The following is an 18344-nucleotide window of genomic DNA, read 5'->3' on the forward strand; positions in this document are numbered from 1 at the left end:
AGGCATCAGGACCCTTCGGAACTGTCCGCCCATCTGGTGGGACGGCCGTCCGTACGGCGGTCGCCCCACCTGGCCATAGGCTGTCCGCATGACGCAGACCCCGTTGGACCGCGCCCTCATCGAGGAAGCGGCCAAGAAGTCCGCCCTCGTCTGGGTCCGTGGCACGGCCGACGCCCAGGCCGTCGGCGACCGCGCGCTGTGGCACGTATGGCACGAGGGTGCGGTCTGTCTGGTCGGGGACGGCCCCGGGGAGCAGCCCCTGAGCGACCTCGGCCTGGCGGACGGCGGCGCCGCCACCGTCACCGTGCGCAGCAAGGACAAGGGCGGACGGCTCGTCACCTGGCCCGCCCGGGTGGCCGAACTCGCGCCCGGCGGCGAGGCGTGGACGGCCGCCGTCGACGAGCTGAAGGGCAAGCGGTTGAACGCCCCGGACTCCGAGCGGATCGCCGAGCGCTGGGCCCGTGAGTGCCGGGTGCTGCGCCTGGAGCCGACGTCGGCCCCGGTCGAGGAGCTGCCGTCCGGCTCCCTGGCCGCGCCCCCGCCGCCGAGCCCGGCCACCACCCGCCGCCCGATGCCCGCCGGGCTCCCCAAGCTGCTCGCCCGCCGGGGCCGCGCACGCAAGGGCCGCTGAGCGGTACGCACCGCTGGGGATCTCGCTGCGTTAACGCCTCAGCGGTACCGCACCGCTGAGGCGTTACGCACCGCTGAGGCGTTACGCACCGCTTGGGGGTACCGCTGGGGCGTTACGCACCGCTTGGGGGTACCGCTGGGGCGTTACGTACCGCTGGGGATCTGCTGTCCGTAGTCCACGACATCGCCCTTGTCGGGCGCGGCCAGCGTGAAGTCCTTGTCCCAGTCGGCGAGCCGGATCACGCCCGCGCGGCCCGCCCGCTCCAGCCGCAGCGGATACGGCGTGCCCTCCAAGGACACGTCGAGCGCCCCGCCGCTGCCCTCGCCGCCGCGGATCCGGATGGTCCGTACGCCGTCGACCTTGCCGCGGTCGCCCGTGGAGATCTTTCCGTGCAGGCCGAGCAGCCCGTCGAGCAGCAGGGTCTTGTCCGTCAGCCCGCTGAGCTGTTTGTACGAGGGGTCGCCGGCCGGGATCTTCACGTACTTGTCGTCGAGCTTTTTCGCGGCGGCGGCGTCGCCCGCGCTCTGTCCGCTGCCGCCGCCCTCGCCGCTCTCGCTCTTGTGCGCCCAAAAGCCCGCGTCAGCCTTGAGGTAGAGGTCCTTGCCGACGCGCAGCAGCTGAAAGGTGCTGCCCTCGGTGGAGACCTGGCCGGTGCCGCCGTCCCCCTTGAGCCGCATGTCGACCTTGTAGGTGCGCCCCTTGGTGACGAGCTCGCCGGACAGACGTACCGCCTCGGCGTCCCCGGCGGCCTTCTGGGCTCTGGCCTCGATCTTCGCGGCGGGGAGCTTGCCCACGCCGTTGGTGCCCGCGTCGGGGTCCTCGCCGCCGCCGTCGCCGCCACATCCGGCGAGCGCTGCGGCCAACCCCGCGCACATCGCCGCCACGACAGCTGGGTTCCGGGTGCGCACGTCTGCTCTGCCTCCTGAAGCCGATGCAGGGGCAGCGTACCGGTGCCGTCCAGGGGTGCCGCCCCGGCGGCAGGGCAGGGCCGGGCGCGCTAGCCTGAACCCGGCATTCAAACCGATAGCCGTATACGACCACATACGCCAATGAAGCTGATATTTGCATCGGCGGAAGAGCCGATGACAGAGCCCATGACACAGGGAGGCGCATGACATGCCCGCAGGCGCCCCCAGGGTGTTCGTCTCGCACCTCGCGGGTGTTCCCGTCTTCGACCCCAACGGCGATCAGGTGGGCCGGGTCCGCGATCTGGTGGCCATGCTGCGCCTGGGCGGCCGGCCGCCGCGCCTCCTGGGTCTGGTGGTCGAAGTGGTCACCCGCCGCCGGATCTTCCTGCCCATGACCCGGGTGACCAGCGTCGAGTCCGGCCAGGTCATCACCACGGGCGTGGTCAACATGCGGCGCTTCGAGCAGCGCCCGACCGAGACCCTGGTGCTCGGCGAGCTGCTGGACCGCACCGTACGGATGGTGGAGACGGGCGAGGAGGTCACGGTCCTCGACGTGGCCATGGCACAGCTGCCCGCGCGCCGGGACTGGCAGATCGACAAGGTCTTCGTACGGCGCGGCAGGTCGGGCGCGCTGCGGCGGCGCGGGGAGACGCTGACCGTCGACTGGTCCGCGGTCACCGGCTTCTCCCTCGAGGAGCACGGGCAGGGCGCGGAGAACCTGCTGGCCACCTTCGAGCAGCTGCGCCCCGCCGACCTCGCCAATGTGCTGCACCACCTCTCGGCGAAGCGCCGCGGCGAAGTGGCCGCGGCACTGGACGACGAACGGCTCGCCGACGTCCTGGAGGAGCTGCCGGACGACGACCAGGTCGAAATCCTCGGCAAGCTCCAGGAGGAGCGCGCGGCCGACGTCCTGGAGGCGATGGACCCGGACGACGCGGCCGATCTGCTCTCCGAGCTCCCCGAGGAGGACAAGGAGCGGCTGCTGGCCCTGATGCGACCGCGGGACGCGGCGGACATGCGGCGGCTGATGTCGTACGAGGAGGGCTCGGCGGGCGGGCTGATGACGCCCGACCCGATCGTGCTGCGCCCCGACGCGACGGTCGCGGACGCCCTCGCGCGCGTACGCAACCAAGATCTGACCCCCGCGCTCGCCGCGCAGGTGTATGTGTGCCGGCCGCCGGACGAGACACCGACCGGCCGCTATCTGGGCCTGGTGCACTTCCAGCGGCTGCTGCGCGAGCCGCCGTACACGCTCGTCGCCTCGGTCGTCGACACCGATCTCCAGCCGCTGCGGCCCGAGGCCCTGCTGCCCGGTGTGACCAGCTATCTGGCCACGTACAACCTGGTCACGGCGCCGGTCGTGGACGAGAGCGGTTCGCTGCTCGGCGCGGTGACCGTCGACGATGTGCTCGACCACCTGCTGCCGCCCGACTGGCGGGAGCGGGAGCTGTACGGCATGGCCGCGCCCACGGTCTCCGGAGGCCCGCCGACGGTCCCCGGAAGCCGGCCCGCGGTCCGTGGCGGCTGGCCGGAGGTGCCCGATGGCCGGTGAGGGAGCCCGGCTCGACCGGCCCAGGGAGCGCCGCCGCGTCCGGCTGCCGCGGTGGGACCCGGAGGCGTTCGGCAAGGCGTCGGAGCGGATCGCCCGCTTCCTGGGCACCGGCCGCTTCATCGTCTGGATGACGGTCTTCGTCGCCGTATGGCTCGGCTGGAACATCCTGGCACCGGTGCGGCTGCGGTTCGACTCCTTCCCGTTCATCTTCCTGACGCTGATGCTCTCGCTGCAGGCCTCCTACTCGGCCCCGCTGATCCTGCTCTCCCAGTACCGGCAGGCCGACCGCGACCGGGTCACCCTGGAGCAGGACCGCGCCCGGGACGAGCGCTCCATCGCCGACACCGAGTTCCTGGCCCGGGAGATCGCCGCGCTGCGGATGGGCATGGGCGAGGTGGCGACCCGCGACTGGATCCGCTCCGAGTTCCAGGATCTGATCAGGGAGGTGGAGCGGGAGGGGGCCAAGGGGCGCGCCGCCCCGTCCCCCGCCCCGTCCCCGGCCCCGCGTGACGAACGCGACCGCTGACCGCCCTTACCGCCCGGTACCCGGTGCGCCGTACCATCTCCCTATGGCTACCGACACTGCCCCCACACCGACCGAGGACGCGGTGCGCGCCGCGCTCGCGACGGTCAACGACCCGGAGATCCACAAGCCGATCACGGATCTCGGCATGGTCAAATCCGTCGAGATCGCGGCGGACGGCACGGTCGCGGTGGCGGTCTACCTCACGGTCGCCGGCTGTCCCATGCGCGAGACGATCACCGCTCGGGTGCAGGACGCGGTGTCCAAGGTCGCGGGCGTGGCGGGCGTCACCGTCGAGCTGGATGTGATGAGCGACGAGCAGCGGCGCGAGCTGGCCACCTCGCTGCGCGGCGGCCAGGCCGAGCGCGAGGTGCCCTTCGCCAAGCCGGGCTCGCTGACCCGGGTGTACGCGGTGGCGTCCGGCAAGGGCGGCGTCGGCAAGTCGTCGGTGACGGTCAACCTGGCCGCGGCGATGGCCGCCGACGGTCTGAAGGTCGGCGTCGTGGACGCGGACATCTACGGCCACTCGGTGCCGCGCATGCTGGGCGCCGACGGCAGCCCCACCCAGGTGGAGAACATGATCATGCCGCCGTCGGCCAACGGCGTGAAGGTCATCTCGATCGGCATGTTCACCCCGGGCAACGCCCCGGTGGTGTGGCGCGGGCCGATGCTGCACCGCGCGCTCCAGCAGTTCCTCGCCGATGTCTACTGGGGCGACCTGGACGTACTGCTGCTCGACCTGCCGCCGGGCACCGGCGATATCGCGATCTCCGTGGCCCAGCTCGTGCCCAACGCCGAGATCCTGGTCGTCACCACGCCGCAACAGGCCGCCGCCGAGGTCGCCGAGCGGGCGGGCTCGATCGCGGTCCAGACCCATCAGAAGATCGTCGGCGTGGTCGAGAACATGTCCGGACTGCCCTGTCCGCACTGCGACGAGATGGTCGACGTCTTCGGCACGGGCGGCGGCCAGACGGTCGCCGACGGCCTGACCCGGGCCACCGGTGCCACGGTGCCGGTGCTCGGCGCCATCCCGATCGATGTGCGGCTGCGCGAGGGCGGCGACGAGGGGAAGCCGGTCGTGCTGACCGACCCCGACTCCCCGGCGGGCAGCGCGCTGCGGGCCATCGCAGGCAAGCTCGGGGGGCGGCAGCGCGGGCTGGCGGGTATGTCGCTGGGCATCACTCCGCGCAACAAGTTCTGAGCGAGCCTTAAGCGGGCTCAGCGAGCGGGCAAGAAGAGCTGCGGGCGGCCTCCTCAGGGGGGCCGCCCGGTCTTTTCGTACTGCCTGCTGTCCGGCTGTTCTGCCTCGGCAGCTGCCTGCTCTCGGCCGGCTGCCCGCTCTCGGCTCTTCGTACGCGGTGGTCGGCTACTCGTACGCGGTGATGTCCTTGATCACCGCGAAGCCCAGCCCGTACGCGCTCATCCCGCGCCCGTACGCGCCGATGTGCACGCCCTCGCGGGCCGATCCGGCCAGCACCCAGCCGTACTCGGACTCGCGGTAGTGGAAGTCGGTCGGCACCCCGTCCACCGGCAGCGACAGCTGCGACCAGCCCGGGCCGTCGAGGTCGTCCGCGAGCTCCCAGGCGATCGCGGTCTGCTGGTCCAGCCAGTCCTGGCGCAGCGCGCGCTCCATACGCGTCGGCCAGGTCGACGACAGCAGGCCGGACCCGGCCAGCCAGGCCGCCGAGGAGACCGAGGTGGCCTCCAGCACGCCCGTACCGTCCGCGCTGTCCCGCACCGGGCGGCTGGCCACGGTCACCACGACCGCGAAGCGCTGCTGGTCCGGCTCGGTCTCGGCGCGCAGCGACGGCTCGTCGCCGTGCCCGGTGGAGCCGTGCTCGACCGTGCCGTCCGCGGCCGCGCCCACCTGCATCAGCCGGCGCCGCCCCGTGAACGCCTCGTCAAGGCCGTACCACGGGAAGGCGGCCATCAGATAGCCGTCGACCCTCCGCCGAGCGTCGGCGGGGATCCCTTGAGCGGCCGACGCGGCCTCCTCGGCGGACGCGCCCGCTGTATCAGCCACCCCTTGCTCCCCTAGCCGACTCGTCGTCTCCATCTGCGCGGAGCCTCCTCGTTGCCCTGCGTCGTGGGCGGCCCGCCCCCCTCAGGCGACCTCACCCCGGACAAAGGGAGGATAGCCATACGGGTCAACCAGGCCGGGCATACGGGGGGATCAAGTGGCGTCGGAGTCGAAAGGCGGACGCTCCTCGCGCCCCGGCTCTTCGCGCTTGCGCAGCAGGTCAGGGGTGCTGGAGCCGCTGTCGGAGCCGGACCCGCCGCCGGACTTCGAGGTCGGGGAAGAACCGGAAGAGCCGTGTGCGGCGTCACTCTCCCGGCCGTTCACCGCGTCCGCGACCTCGGCCATCTCCTTGCGGAGGTCGAAGCCGTTACGGATCTCCTTGAGGCCCATGTCGTCCGAGTCGAGCACATGCTTGCGGACGAAATTCTTCGGGTTCAGGTCCTCGAACTCGAAGTCCTTGAACTCCGGGCCCAGCTCGGAGCGGATGTCCTCCTTGGCGTTGTCGGAGAACTCCCTCACCTTGCGTATGAACCGCGACACATCCTGGATGACCTTCGGAAGCTTCTCCGGGCCGAAGACGAGCACCGCAAGGATGACGAGCGCGATCAGCTCGAGGGGTCCTATGTCGAAGAACACCTTGCAGCTCCTAGGGACGTCTGTGGCCACGGTCCAGGCCACTGAACACGGTACCTGTCGGCAGGGGCAGGGCGGGAGACGCCCGGACCAACATCGGACGTCACCCTCCCCCAGCTACCGCTGGGAGGTGCCCCCTGACATCACCCTCCTCCCAGCTAGCTGGGAGGTGCCCCCGGCGTCACCAGCCGGGCGTGTCAGCCGCTGCCGCTGGCCGAACCGAGCGTCAGCTCCACCGTCCGGTCCCGACCGTCCCGGCGCAGCGTCAGCCGGAGCCGGTCGCCAGGGCGGTGGCTGCGGATCTTGACGATCAACTCCTGGCCGCTGTGCACCCGTACGCCGTCCACCTCCGTGACGATGTCGCCGGCCTTGATCCCGGCCTTGTCCCCCGGGCCGCCTGGGTTGACCGGCGGGCCGTCGGCGCCCCGGGTGTGCACCCGCGCGCCGTCCCCCGCGTACTCCATGTCGAGCGTGACACCAATCACAGGGTGGGTGGCCTTGCCGGTGTTGATCAGCTCCTCGGCGACCCGCTTGCCCTGGTTGATCGGGATCGCGAAGCCCAGGCCGATGCTGCCGCCTTGGCTGCCGCCGAGCCCCGAACCGTCGTCGGCCGCGCGGATCGCGCTGTTGATGCCGATGACCCGCGCCTTGGAATCCACCAGCGGGCCGCCGGAGTTGCCCGGGTTTATCGGGGCGTCGGTCTGGAGCGCGTCGACATAGCTGACATCGCTGCCGTCCCCCTGCTCACCGCCCGCGGTGATGGGGCGCTCCTTGGCGCTGATGATCCCGGAGGTCACGGTGCCCGCCAGGTCGTACGGGGCGCCGATCGCCACGACGGGGTCGCCGACGCGCACGGAGTCGGAGTTGCCGAGGGCCAGCGGATGCAGTCCTGAGACACCGTCGACCTTGATGACCGCCAGGTCGTAGCCGCTGTCCCGGCCGATCACCTTGGCGTCCGCCACCTCGCCGCCGCTGAACGTCACCGATATGGCGCCGCCCGAACCGGCGGGCTCCACGACATGGTTGTTGGTGAGGATATGGCCCTGCTCGTCGAGCACGAAGCCGGTGCCGGTGGCCTGCTCCGTGCCGCCGCTGACATGGATGGTCACCACGCCCGGCAGCGCCCGCGCGGCGATGCCCGAGACGCTGTCCGGGTCGACGGCACCCTGGTCGGCCGACGCCTGCGGGAGGTGCACCGCGCCGTCCTCGGTGGTCCGCTCATGCTCCAGATACGCGCCGATGCCGCCGCCGAGGCAGCCCGCGATCAGCGCGATCAGCACGGCCCCGACCAGCCCGCGGCGGCGCGAGGGCTTCCGCGGCACGTCCGGCGCCGAGGTCCACGGGTCGTAGTGCTGCCACTGCGCGGCCTGCCCCGGCTGGGACTGCAGGGGCTGCCCCGACTGCTGCGGCAGCTGGGCGGTGGCGGCGGCCGGGTCCCCCTGCGCGCCCGGTGGGAGCTGGGTGCCCGGCGGGAGCTGGGTGCCGTGGGCCGGGGTCATCCCGGCCGGGGCCATCGCGGCCGGGGGCATCTGGGTGCCCTGGGCCGGGGTCATCCCGGGTGGCGGCACGGCCTGGGCCGCCGCGGGCGGCACCTGGGTGCCGTGCGCGGGGGTCGCGCCGGGGTGGATGCCGGGCGGAAGGGTGGTGCCATGGGCCGGGGTCGGCATGGGCCGCTGCACGGGAGGGGCGGGCGCCCAGGGGCCGGGACCGCCGTAGGGCGGTGTGCTGTACGGGTCGGGGGCGTGCAGCGGATGGGCGGTCTGCCCGCCTTCCGCACCGGACTCGGCTCCCGCCGCGGCTCCGTCCCCGCCACCCTCACCCTCGCCGCTGTGGCCACCGGCCGCGGGTGACGGCGGCTGGTCCGACACACCGTCACCGACAGGGTTGTCGATGGGGGCTTGGGCCATGGGCGCCGGTCCGGACTCGGCCCCGGCGGCCATCGCCTCGCCCGGCACCGAGTCAACCGCCCCCGTATCGCCCACCGCCGCGGCGGCCGACGCTCCGTCAGCTGTGCCCGGCGCGTGCCCGACGCCGCCGTCGGCCGCGCCCGACGCCGCCGTCGAATCCCCGGCCGTGGTGTCTCCCGCGGGCTGCGCATCGGCCTCGGATGAAGAACGGCGACCGGGTCGTGTGACCGGGCGGCTCCACCACTTCGGCTTGGGCCCGGTGGCCTTACCCTCGTCCATGATCTCCCCAGGTTTCCCGCGACACGGCGCGGACTGCGCCGCCTCGGGACAGCCGCCACCGCCACCGGGTGGCGCTGCCCAGTAGCCGATTCAATCAGGTCCACCGACGCCCGCGCAGCGCGTACGCCACGAGCCGCCCGGCACCCGCCGCACGGGCCGGGGCGCGCCGCCCAGCGGCCCCCCGGCCCTGTCTCCCCGAGCTCTGTGGGTCCGCAACGCCTGGCACGCGCCACCTGACGCCACGGCCCCCGCGGCGTCAGCCGCTGATGTCACCGTCACAGAGATCGGGGAGACAGGGCTTACTTCGGGGGCGCGCTGAATCCGTGGTACGGCGGGGTCCGCGTCGCCGGCTGGGAGGGGTCCGCCATCTGGGTCGGCGCGGGCGTGGCCGCGGCGGCGCGCAGCAGCCGGGTGGCCGCCAGGATGGGCTGGATCAACGGGTCCGGGACGCCGCCGGAGGCCTCGCTGAGGGTCCGGGAGTGCGTCGTGCTCGGGGAGGTCGTGTCCACCGGAGCGGCCACATCCAGCAGCCCCACCTCACGGCGGGTGCGCTCACGCAACCCCATGGTCTCGGTCTCCGCGACCGCGGAACTCACGCCGACCGGGCTCACCGCACTGTCCGAGCCCTCCGCCTGGCTCCCGGGCGAGTCGACCGCCGCGTCCAGCGGAAGGGCGGCGCCGAGCGCGAAAGCGGCCAGCGACACCGCTCCCGCGGCCGCGAAGGCGAACCGCCGGCGCGGGGCGGGGCGACCGACCTCATGGATCCGGAACCCGCGCTCACGCGGGACGGCGGCGGACGAGGCGGCCGGGCTCACCGCCCGGCTTGTGGGCAAAAACGCAAACGCCTGCTCCCGCGCCTCGTGCACGCCACGAACGCCCCGGGTGTCCGGGACGCCGAAGACGCTTGAGCCGCCGAACGGCGAGCTGTCGCCACCGCCGCCGTCGGCCTCATCCGCCGACAGGCCCGGCAGGCCCTGGAGCCGCGCGAGAAAGCCCTCCGAGGGAGCGGGAGGCGCCGTCTGCGCGAATACATTCTTCAGCCGCCGCTGAGCGTCGGCCTCCGCCTTGCACTTGCAGCACGTCGCGAGGTGTGCGAGCACACGCTCACGCGCGTCGTGCCCCAGCTCGCCATCGACCAGAGCTGCAAGGCGGTCGCCGAGATGCTGCTCGGCGGGGGACTGACCGCCTGACCGGGTCACGCGATTCCGACCTCCCCGCTCAACCGGGGCGCGGTGGCGGGGCGGGGCACCGCCGTCACCGTGCGCTGCTCGGCCCGGGCCTCGGGCGAGCGGTGCTTGAGGGCCTTGCGCAGATGCGAGCGACCACGGTGGATCCGGCTGCGCACCGTGCCGAGCTTCACACCGAGGGTCGCGGCGATCTCCTCGTACGACAGCCCCTCGATATCGCAGAGCACGACGGCCGCGCGGAACTCCGGCGCGAGGGTGTCGAGGGCCTGCTGCACATCGGCGTCGAAGTGCGTGTCGTTGAAATGCTGCTGGGGAGAAGGCTCACGGCTGGGCAGCCGCTCGGCCGCGTCCTCACCGAGCGCGTCGAAGCGGATGCGCTGGCGGCGGCGGACCATGTCGAGGAAGAGGTTGGTGGTGATGCGGTGCAGCCACCCCTCGAAGGTCCCGGGGCTGTAGGTGGACAGCGAGCGGAAGACCCGGACGAAGACCTCTTGGGTCAGATCCTCGGCGTCGTGCTGATTGCCGGTGAGGCGATACGCGAGGCGGTAGACCCGTGCACTGTGCGTGCTGACGATCTCCTCCCAGGTAGGAGGTGTCCACGCCGGAGCGTCCGCGTCGGTGGCGAAGGTCGCGGTCGTAGCGGTATCGACGGAACGAGGACGGTCAGCAATGTCGGTCACGGATTTCGGCTCGCCCGCTGACCTGCGAAAGCGCCTCAGCACTCTCCGGTCACCGGCCGCAGCCGCACCTCCCCTGTCGGCTCTGGTGGTGTCCAGTAGAGCCCCTACCATATCCACCTCGCCCGTTAGCTCCGGATAAGCATTTTTGACCTGCATTTGTTCGTGATCCATATGCTCCCCCCCTCCCCTTCCAACGCCCGGTCCCATCTGCGGGTTCCCCGGCGCAGCGGCTACAGTCACGCTTGCGTCAACTACGGGGACAGGAGAGGGCCATTACCGCCAACCGGCAGACGAGCTGGGCGTTCGCCGATGCGTTCGTCGCCGAGGACGCAGCCCTGCGCTGGGCCCGTGACCGGGCCCGGGAGGCGGGGATGCGCTCGGTGTCGTCCGGCACGGGCGCGGCGCTGCGCCTGCTCGCCGCCGCCGCGGACGCCAAGGCCGTCGCCGAGATCGGCACCGGGACCGGGGTCTCGGGCATCCACCTGCTGAACGGCATGCGGCCGGACGGCGTGCTGACCACCGTGGACTCCGAACCGGAGATGCAGCAGTTCGCCCGGCAGGCGTTCCGCGCCGCCGGCTTCACCGGGAACCGGGCGCGCTTCATCCCCGGGCGGGCGCTGGACGTGCTGCCGCGGCTCGCTGATGGCGGCTACGACCTGGTGTTCTGCGACGGCGACCGCTCCGAGTGCCTTGACTACCTCGGTGAATCGTTGCGCCTGCTGCGGCCCGGCGGACTGGTCTGCTTCGAGGGCGTCTTCGCGAACGGGCGGACCGTGGACTCCGCGGTGCAGCCGGCCGAAGTGCTGCGCCTGCGCGAGTTGCTGCGCACCGTACGGGAGTCCACCGTGCTCCAGTCGTCCCTGCTGCCCGTGGGCGACGGGCTGCTCTGCGCGGTCAAGCGCGGCTAGCCGCGGCTGGACGCGGGGACAGGCAGAGACCAGTCGGGGCCTCGTATCAAAGCACCGCCCCGGCGGCCGGTATATGTCCATACCGGCCGCCGGGGCGGCACACGGGTGGTGGTGGGACCGATGGCTTCAGCCGACAACCTTCTTCAGGGCGTCGCCGAGCGCGTCGGCCTCGTCCGGTGTCAGCTCGACGACGAGCCGACCGCCGCCTTCGAGCGGAACGCGCATGACGATGCCCCGCCCCTCCTTGGTCACCTCGAGCGGGCCGTCGCCCGTCCGCGGCTTCATGGCCGCCATGCTCGTTCCCCTTCCTGAAACCAGCTCATCGCAGCCGACAACCCAGGTGTCACCGGCATCGAACACGTTGCTTCCTTGTCATTATCCCGCATGGCACGACCCGATGACCAACATCAGTCGGCAACCCCTGCACAACGCGCTCGCCCAAAACCACCCAATTCGGGGAGGGGTCGCGATACCGTACGGGCGCCGATGCCCGGGGCGCGTCCCGGCGGCGGTTCACGAAGCACCGGATTCTTTGACGCAGGTCACATGTCGGTCTCGCCGATCTTTCGGCATGCTGAGCGCTGACCGCCGTGCCGGGGCCCGGACCGGGCCGCCGATGCGGCGCCACCCGAGCCGCGCCCCAGCCGCACCGGAGGACCCACCATGGCCGACACCGTGCTCTACGAGCTGACCGACGGAGTCGCGACGATCACCCTCAATCGTCCCGACGCCATGAACGCGCTCAACATCGCCACCAAGGTCGCCCTGCGCGACGCCCTGCAACAGGCCGCCGGGGACCCGGCCGTACGGGCCGTGCTGCTCATCGGCACCGGCCGCGCCTTCTGCGTGGGCCAGGACCTCAAGGAGCACATCGAGCTGCTGGCGGCCGACCGGGCGGGGAAGGGCGAGGGCTCGACCATGAGCACCGTCGGGCTGCACTACAACCCGATCGTGACCGCGATCGCCGGAATGCCGAAGCCGGTCGTCGCCGCGGTCAACGGGGTCGCGGCGGGCGCGGGCGCGGGCTTCGCGTTCGCCGCCGACTACCGCCTCGTCGCCGACACCGCCTCGTTCAACACCTCTTTCGCCGGGGTCGCCCTCACCGCCGACTCCGGCGTCTCCTGGACCCTGCAGCGGCTGATCGGCCACGGCCGCGCCGGCGACCTTCTGCTCTTCCCGCGCTCGATCAGCGCTCAAGACGCCTACGACCTGGGCATCGCGAACAAGGTCGTCCCGGCCGCGGAGCTGGCCGCCGAGGCGGCGGCGGTGGCCAGGCAACTGGCGGAGGGCCCGACCGCGGCCTATGCGGCGATCAAAGAATCCCTCGCCTACGCGGCCGGGCACGGCCTGACCGAGGCGCTGGCCAAGGAGGAGGAGCTCCAGCGGCGCGCGGGCGCCTCGGAGGACCACCTGGCCGCGGTGGACGCGTTCGTCAAGAAGGAGAAACCCACCTTCACCGGCCGGTGAGGTTCCTCTCCCGAGGGCTCGGCTCTCCCCCGGCTACCGCTGAGGGAGAACCGAGCCCGGAACGAACTCAGGCACCCCGGACATGGCAGTCGGCCAGGTGGTCGTTGACCAGGCCGCACGCCTGCATCAGGGCATAGGCCGTGGTCGGTCCGACAAAACGGAAGCCGCGCTTCTTGAGGTCGCGGGACAGCGCCGTCGACTCCGGGGTGATCGGGGCGATGTCCTCGAAGGTCCGCGGCGCCGCGCGGCCGACCGCGTTCGGAGCGTGGGACCAGATCAGCTTGTCCAGCTCGCCCGGCGCCAGCTCGGCGGCCACCCGCGCGTTCGACACGACGGCCGAGATCTTGGCCCGGTTGCGGATGATGCGGGAGTCGCCAAGCAGCCGCTGCTCATCCGCTTCCGTGAACTCCGCGACCGCCGCGATCTTGAACCCGGCGAACGCGGCACGGAAGCCCTCGCGGCGGCGCAGGATCGTCAGCCAGGACAGACCGGACTGGAACGCCTCCAGGGAGATCCGCTCGAACAGGGCGTCGTCGCCATGGACCGGGCGTCCCCACTCGGTGTCGTGGTACACGCGGTAGTCGGCCATGTTCTCGGTCTCCAGCCCGCCCCATGGGCAGCGCAGCAGCCCGTCCGGCCCCAGCACCACTTCCCCGGCGCTCATGCACCTCCCTCCCGCTCAGTCCCGGCGCGCTCCAACGCGCGAGCTTCCCTCGTCACCGCTCGCTCCTCCGTCGCTGCGCGGCTCCTCAGTCCAGCCCGCACAGCACCCCAAGACACGCTCATACCGGTCCCTCCCGCTCAGTCCCGGCGCGCTCCAACGCGCGAGCTTCCCTCGTCACTGCTCGCTCGCTCATGCGCCGTCCCCTTCCGGCCCGCGCGGCGGGACGTCCGGCGCGGGCGGATGCTGCGGGGGCGGGTCGTACGAGTGCGGGGACAGGCCGTGGGCAGGCAGGTCGTGAGCAGGCAGCCCGGGCGGCGGCAGGTCGCGCGGGAGACCGGGCGCCGCGACGTCGTGCGGCGGGAGACCTGGTGGAGCGATGTCGTGCGGCGGGAGACCGCCGGGCTGCTGCAGCAGCCCGGGCCCGCCGTGGGCCGACGCCTGCGCCCCGGCCAGGGCCGTCTCCAGCTCGGCGATCCGGGCGTCGCGCTCGGCGAGCTCGGCGCCGAGCCGGCCCAGCACATCGTCGACATCGGCCATGCGATAGCCCCGCACGGTCATCGGGATGCGCAGGGCCTCCACATCGGCACGGCCCAGCGGCCGGTCGGCGGGCAGCGCGTCATCGAGCCGGTCGGGGGGCGCCTCGGCCAGCGCGCCGCCGTCGCCACCTCCGACGACCGCGACCGTGACCGCGCCGACCACCACGACCAGCGCGATCAGCAAGAACCAAAACACGACGATCGTCTCCCCGGGTGCGCGCGTACGTCCTACCAGTCTGCCTCGATCGTGCCATGCCCCACCGACAGTTATCGTCGCTCGCAGCCCCTCTGGGGAGGAAGCGAGAGGAAGTGCGGATGCTACGGCTCGGACGGCGTGAGTTCGGCGAGAACGAACAAGTGATCATGGCGATCGTGAACCGGACGCCGGACTCCTTCTACGACCGGGGGGCCACCTTCCACGACGGGCCCGCCCTGGACCGTGTCGAACAGGCGGTGGCGGAGGGCGCCGCCATCGTCGACATCGGCGGGGTGAAGGCCGGTCCCGGCGACGAGGTGAGCGCCGCCGAGGAGGTGCGCCGCACGGTGGGCTTCGTGGCCGAGGTGCGCCGACGCCACCCGGACGTGGTGATCAGCGTGGACACCTGGCGCCATGAGGTCGGGGAGGCGGTCTGCGAGGCGGGCGCGGATCTGCTCAACGACGCATGGGGCGGGGTCGACCCCAAGCTGGCCGAGGTCGCCGCCCGGTACGGCGCCGGTCTGGTGTGCACCCACGCGGGCGGCGCCCAGCCGCGCACCAGGCCGCACCGGGTCGCGTACGACGATGTGGTGGCCGACATCCTGCGGGTCACACTGGAGCTCGCGCGGCGCGCCGTCGAGCTGGGCGTGGAGCGCGAGTCGATCCTGATCGACCCGGGCCACGACTTCGGCAAGAACACCCGGCACTCGCTGGAGGCCACCCGGCGGCTCGGCGAGCTGGCGGAGACCGGCTGGCCCGTGCTGGTCTCGCTGTCCAACAAGGACTTCGTGGGCGAGACGCTGGACCGGCCGGTCAAGGAGCGGCTGCTGGGCACCCTCGCGACAACCGCGATCTCGGCCTGGCTCGGCGCGCGGGTCTACCGGGTGCACGAGGTGGCCGAGACCCGCCAGGTGCTGGACATGGTGTCCTCCATCGCCGGTCACCGGCCCCCGGCGGTCGCCCGGCGCGGCGTGGCCTGACGGCGACGGGCGACGGGCGACGGGCGACGGGCCGTCCGACGGGTGACCCGGCGGATCGGCCGGTGGGTCAGCCGCCGGACTCCTTCGTCATCAGCTCGACCACCTCGTCCACGTCGTCGGTGAGGCGGAACAGCTCCAGGTCCATCGGGCTCGCCTTGCCCTGCGCGACGAGCGTGTCCTTCACCCAGGCCACCAGGCCCTGCCAGTAGGCGCTGCCGTAGAGGACGATCGGGAAGCGGGTCACCTTCTTGGTCTGCACGAGGGTCAGCGCCTCGAAGAACTCGTCCAGGGTGCCGACCCCGCCGGGCAGCACCACGAACCCCTGCGCGTACTTCACGAACATCGTCTTGCGGACGAAGAAGTAGCGGAAGTTCACGCCGATGTCGACGTACGGGTTGAGGCCCTGCTCGTACGGCAGCTCGATGCCGAGCCCGACGGAGACCCCGCCCGCCTCGCACGCGCCCTTGTTCGCCGCCTCCATCGCCCCCGGGCCGCCGCCCGTGATCACCGCGAACCCCGCCTCCGCGAGGGCCCGCCCGATCCGCACCCCCGCCTCGTACTCGGGCGACCCCTCCGGCGTACGGGCGGACCCGAAGACGCTGACCGCGCGGCCGAGGTCGGCGAGCGCGCCGAAGCCCTCGACGAACTCCGACTGGATGCGCAGCACCCGGAACGGGTCCTCGTGCACCCAGTGGGTCGCTCCCTGGCTGTCCAGCAGCCGCTGGTCGGTCGTGCCGGGCCGCACCTGCTGGCGTCGGCGCACGACCGGGCCCTCGCGCTGCTCCTGCAGCGTCCGCTCGTCCTCGGCGTTGCCCATGTGTGCTCCCTTCGCCACGATCTGCCTCCGATCAGCCGCAGATCTGTCGTTCAGCGTAGGCCCCTGGATTCGGCGCGTCAGCCAAGTCCGAACCGAGCCCTCAAAAGGGCGCTAAAAGGGCGGTCAGGCGGTCAGCCAGGCCCGCAGCCGCTGCTCGGCCTCCAGCACCGCCGCGGTGTTCACATGCTCCTCGCGGGTGTGTGCGAGGAGCGGATCGCCGGGGCCGTAGTTGATCGCGGGCACGCCGAGCGCAGAGAAGAAGGCGACGTCCGTCCAGGCGTCCTTGGGGGCCGGCTCCGTGCCGATCGACTCGACGAAGGCGGCCGCGGCCGGGTGGGACAGGCCCGGCAGCGCGCCGGGCGCGCTGTCCGTGGCCTCCACCTCGAACCCGTCGAAGAGCTCTCGCACATGCGCGAGCGCCTCGGCCTCGGAGCGGTCGGGGGCGAACCGGTAGTTGACGGTCACGGCGCAGAAGTCCGGGATGACGTTGCCCGCGTGGCCACCCTCGATACGCACCGCGTTGAGCCCTTCACGGTACGTGAGCCCATCGATGTCCACGCGGCGCGGCTGGTAGCCGACCAGCCGGTCGAGGACGGGCGCGGCCTTGTGGATGGCGTTCTCGCCGAGCCAGCTGCGCGCGGAGTGGGCGCGCTTGCCGCTGGTGGTGACCCGCACCCGCAGGGTGCCCTGGCAGCCGGCCTCGACCTTGCCGTCGGTGGGCTCCAGCAGCACCGCGAAGTCGGCGGCCAGCCACTCGGGGTGCCGCTCGGCGAGCCGGCGCAGCCCGTTGAGCTCCAGGGCGACCTCTTCGTGGTCGTAGAAGACGAAGGTCAGATCGCGGTTGGGGGCGGGCACGGCCTGGGCGACGCGCAGCTGTACGGCCACGCCGGACTTCATATCGGAGGTGCCGCAGCCCCACAGCACGCCTTGACCCGTGGCGGAGCCACTGATGTCACCAGTAAGCCGGGACGGGACGTTGTCGGCGATCGGCACGGTGTCGATGTGCCCCGCGAGCACCACCCGTTCCGCCCGCCCCAGGTTCGTCCGGGCCACGACGGCGTCCCCGTCGCGGTCGACGGTCAGATGCGGCAGGGCGCGCAGCGCCTCCTCGACGGCGTCGGCGAGCGCCTTCTCGTCGCCGCTGACCGAGGGGAAGTCGACGAGCTGGGCGGTGAGCCGGGCGGCGTCCAGGGACAGATCAAGTGCGGGATGTGCCATGGAACCGACCCTAGCCCGTCCTCGCCGACGGCGGCCGGGCAGTGGCGGTGCGGTGGCCACGGCGGCCGGGCAGGGCGGTGGCGGCGGGGCCTCCCGGGCCGGTGACGTGCCTCTTGACACATGTCGGTCCGGGCCGGGCGGCCCTCAAGTAACGTGTGCGCCGTGCCCCTGCCCGTCCTCGCCAGCCGCGCCCGTCGGACACGCGCCGCGATCGCCTGCGCCGTACTGCTGGCCCTCGTCGGATATGTGGCGGTACACATCGCGACCGGCGGCTGGGGCCCGCCCCGCTGCTTCGTACGGGCGGAGGGCGAGTATCTGGCGCTCACCCCCGAACAGGCGGTGAACGCGGCCACGATCGAGGCGGTGGCCGCCTCCCGGGGGCTGCCGGAGCGGGCCGTCACCATCGCGCTGGCCACCGCGCTTCAGGAGTCGGGGCTGCGCAACATCCGCCACGGCGACCGGGATTCACTGGGGCTCTTCCAGCAACGGCCCTCGCAGGGCTGGGGCACCGCGCGGCAGATCCAGGATCCGGTCTACGCCACGGGGCGGTTCTACGACCACCTGGTGAAGGTCCCCGGCTACTCGCGGCTCCCGCTCACGGTGGCCGCCCAGCGGGTGCAGTACAGCGGTTACCCGCAGGCGTACGCGAAGCACGAAACCGAGGCCGTGGTGTTGACCGGTGCGCTGACGGGGCGTTCGGCGGCCGCCTTCTCCTGCCCCGGCCCGCCGGACGACGGGGTTCCGGGCGACCCGGCGCGGGTCCGGGCGGAGTTGAAGCGGGAGTTCGGCACCGAGGTGGCGGCGGCGGTACGGCCGGCCGGGCAGGGCGGCGGGCGCGCCGCGACCGCGCATATGGTGCGGGTGTCGACCGGGGCGACCCGGGCCCGCGGCGGGGCGGAGCGCAACGGCTGGGAATTGGCCTATTGGGCGGTGGCCCACTCGGACGAGTTGCGCATCGAACGCGTTTCTTATGGCAACCATGTATGGACCGCAGGGAATTTGCGGGCCGGCTGGCATACCACCGACGAGGACTCCGGACCGGAAGTTCGTATCGCCATCGCCCGATAACGCGGCAGATCACCGCTGGTGACGGCGGGTCAGAGCGGGTCCGGTGACATTTATAGATGCTCGCTCACATCCGAAACGGATTATGCGACGCATTGCCAATTCTTTACCTTGACGCACCGCAACCTTCCCGCTTCTCACGCGGTATTCACTGCGTCCGGCTGCCGGACATC

The 18344-nt window shown here is 72.2% G+C and carries 19 protein-coding genes; 8 read left to right on the forward strand and 11 right to left on the reverse strand.

Annotated elements, in window-relative coordinates; translation table 11 throughout:
• The first annotated feature begins 88 nt into the window (after window positions 1–88).
• Window positions 89–631: a hypothetical protein gene (locus ACH4U7_RS27470; protein WP_398530486.1), complete on the forward strand. Its 543-nt coding sequence runs from the start codon at window positions 89–91 to the stop codon at window positions 629–631.
• Between the two features lie 143 nt (window positions 632–774).
• Here ACH4U7_RS27470 and ACH4U7_RS27475 read toward each other — a convergent pair whose 3' ends face one another.
• Window positions 775–1539, reverse strand: a complete 765-nt coding sequence (locus tag ACH4U7_RS27475) for a hypothetical protein (RefSeq protein ID WP_398530487.1) — start codon at window positions 1537–1539, stop codon at window positions 775–777.
• A 208-nt stretch (window positions 1540–1747) separates the two neighbouring features.
• Between ACH4U7_RS27475 and ACH4U7_RS27480 the strand changes: the two genes are divergently transcribed.
• The 3 genes from ACH4U7_RS27480 to ACH4U7_RS27490 are packed head-to-tail and all read left to right on the forward strand — an operon-like array spanning window position 1748 to window position 4815.
• Entirely contained in the window at window positions 1748–3091 is a 1344-nt protein-coding gene (locus ACH4U7_RS27480; protein WP_398530488.1) for a magnesium transporter MgtE N-terminal domain-containing protein, read from the forward strand.
• The gene (locus tag ACH4U7_RS27485) at window positions 3081–3617 is read left to right on the forward strand and encodes a DUF1003 domain-containing protein (protein WP_398530489.1); all 537 of its coding nucleotides are present in this window, start codon (window positions 3081–3083) and stop codon (window positions 3615–3617) included. The genes ACH4U7_RS27480 and ACH4U7_RS27485 overlap by 11 nt, the downstream gene beginning before the upstream one ends.
• A 43-nt stretch (window positions 3618–3660) precedes the next feature.
• Window positions 3661–4815, forward strand: coding sequence for an Mrp/NBP35 family ATP-binding protein (locus ACH4U7_RS27490; protein WP_398530490.1), 1155 nt, complete (start codon window positions 3661–3663; stop codon window positions 4813–4815).
• 165 nt (window positions 4816–4980) lie between these two features.
• Here the strand turns inward: ACH4U7_RS27490 and ACH4U7_RS27495 are convergent, their stop codons facing one another.
• From ACH4U7_RS27495 to sigE, 5 genes are all read right to left on the reverse strand, one after another.
• Window positions 4981–5670, reverse strand: a complete 690-nt coding sequence (locus ACH4U7_RS27495; RefSeq protein ID WP_398530491.1) for a hypothetical protein — start codon at window positions 5668–5670, stop codon at window positions 4981–4983.
• A 117-nt stretch (window positions 5671–5787) separates the two neighbouring features.
• Window positions 5788–6270 (reverse strand): sec-independent translocase, encoded by a 483-nt coding sequence (locus tag ACH4U7_RS27500; RefSeq protein ID WP_385620544.1) that lies wholly within the window; start codon window positions 6268–6270, stop codon window positions 5788–5790.
• A gap of 194 nt (window positions 6271–6464) precedes the next feature.
• The gene (locus ACH4U7_RS27505) at window positions 6465–8453 is read right to left on the reverse strand and encodes a trypsin-like peptidase domain-containing protein (protein WP_398530492.1); all 1989 of its coding nucleotides are present in this window, start codon (window positions 8451–8453) and stop codon (window positions 6465–6467) included.
• 299 nt (window positions 8454–8752) lie between these two features.
• On the reverse strand, window positions 8753–9652 hold the full coding sequence (locus tag ACH4U7_RS27510) for an anti-sigma factor family protein (RefSeq protein WP_398530493.1): 900 nt from the start codon (window positions 9650–9652) through the stop codon (window positions 8753–8755).
• Window positions 9649–10431: an RNA polymerase sigma factor SigE gene (gene sigE, locus ACH4U7_RS27515; protein WP_078610905.1), complete on the reverse strand. Its 783-nt coding sequence runs from the start codon at window positions 10429–10431 to the stop codon at window positions 9649–9651. The genes ACH4U7_RS27510 and sigE overlap by 4 nt, the downstream gene beginning before the upstream one ends.
• A gap of 131 nt (window positions 10432–10562) precedes the next feature.
• Between sigE and ACH4U7_RS27520 the strand changes: the two genes are divergently transcribed.
• Window positions 10563–11228, forward strand: coding sequence for an O-methyltransferase (locus ACH4U7_RS27520; RefSeq protein WP_089504983.1), 666 nt, complete (start codon window positions 10563–10565; stop codon window positions 11226–11228).
• A 126-nt stretch (window positions 11229–11354) separates the two neighbouring features.
• Here ACH4U7_RS27520 and ACH4U7_RS27525 read toward each other — a convergent pair whose 3' ends face one another.
• Window positions 11355–11522 (reverse strand): DUF3117 domain-containing protein, encoded by a 168-nt coding sequence (locus ACH4U7_RS27525; protein WP_003966491.1) that lies wholly within the window; start codon window positions 11520–11522, stop codon window positions 11355–11357.
• Window positions 11523–11891: 369 nt separating this feature from the next.
• On the opposite strand from ACH4U7_RS27525, the gene ACH4U7_RS27530 reads away from it, so the two are divergent.
• Window positions 11892–12695 carry an enoyl-CoA hydratase-related protein gene (locus ACH4U7_RS27530; RefSeq protein WP_398530494.1) on the forward strand — a complete coding sequence of 268 codons (804 nt, stop codon included), beginning with the start codon at window positions 11892–11894 and terminating at the stop codon, window positions 12693–12695.
• Window positions 12696–12762: 67 nt separating this feature from the next.
• Here ACH4U7_RS27530 and ACH4U7_RS27535 read toward each other — a convergent pair whose 3' ends face one another.
• Window positions 12763–13359, reverse strand: coding sequence for a DNA-3-methyladenine glycosylase I (locus ACH4U7_RS27535; protein WP_398530495.1), 597 nt, complete (start codon window positions 13357–13359; stop codon window positions 12763–12765).
• Window positions 13360–13548: 189 nt separating this feature from the next.
• Window positions 13549–14091: a cell division protein DivIVA gene (locus ACH4U7_RS27540; protein WP_398530496.1), complete on the reverse strand. Its 543-nt coding sequence runs from the start codon at window positions 14089–14091 to the stop codon at window positions 13549–13551.
• Window positions 14092–14210: 119 nt separating this feature from the next.
• Between ACH4U7_RS27540 and folP the strand changes: the two genes are divergently transcribed.
• Entirely contained in the window at window positions 14211–15071 is an 861-nt protein-coding gene (gene folP / locus ACH4U7_RS27545) for a dihydropteroate synthase (protein WP_385620529.1), read from the forward strand.
• 67 nt (window positions 15072–15138) lie between these two features.
• On the opposite strand, the gene ACH4U7_RS27550 is transcribed toward folP, so the two are convergent.
• Complete coding sequence (locus ACH4U7_RS27550) at window positions 15139–15888, reverse strand: TIGR00730 family Rossman fold protein (protein ID WP_398530497.1); 750 nt, start codon at window positions 15886–15888, stop codon at window positions 15139–15141.
• Between the two features lie 123 nt (window positions 15889–16011).
• Window positions 16012–17106: a succinyl-diaminopimelate desuccinylase gene (gene dapE / locus ACH4U7_RS27555; protein WP_398530498.1), complete on the reverse strand. Its 1095-nt coding sequence runs from the start codon at window positions 17104–17106 to the stop codon at window positions 16012–16014.
• A 162-nt stretch (window positions 17107–17268) separates the two neighbouring features.
• On the opposite strand from dapE, the gene ACH4U7_RS27560 reads away from it, so the two are divergent.
• A complete protein-coding gene (locus ACH4U7_RS27560) occupies window positions 17269–18174 on the forward strand; it encodes a hypothetical protein (RefSeq protein WP_398530499.1) in 906 nt (301 codons plus the stop codon).
• Window positions 18175–18344 lie beyond the last annotated feature (170 nt).

Origin of the sequence: Streptomyces sp. NPDC020845 (assembly GCF_044334165.1) — a bacterium.
In the GTDB taxonomy this organism is placed as follows: domain Bacteria; phylum Actinomycetota; class Actinomycetes; order Streptomycetales; family Streptomycetaceae; genus Streptomyces.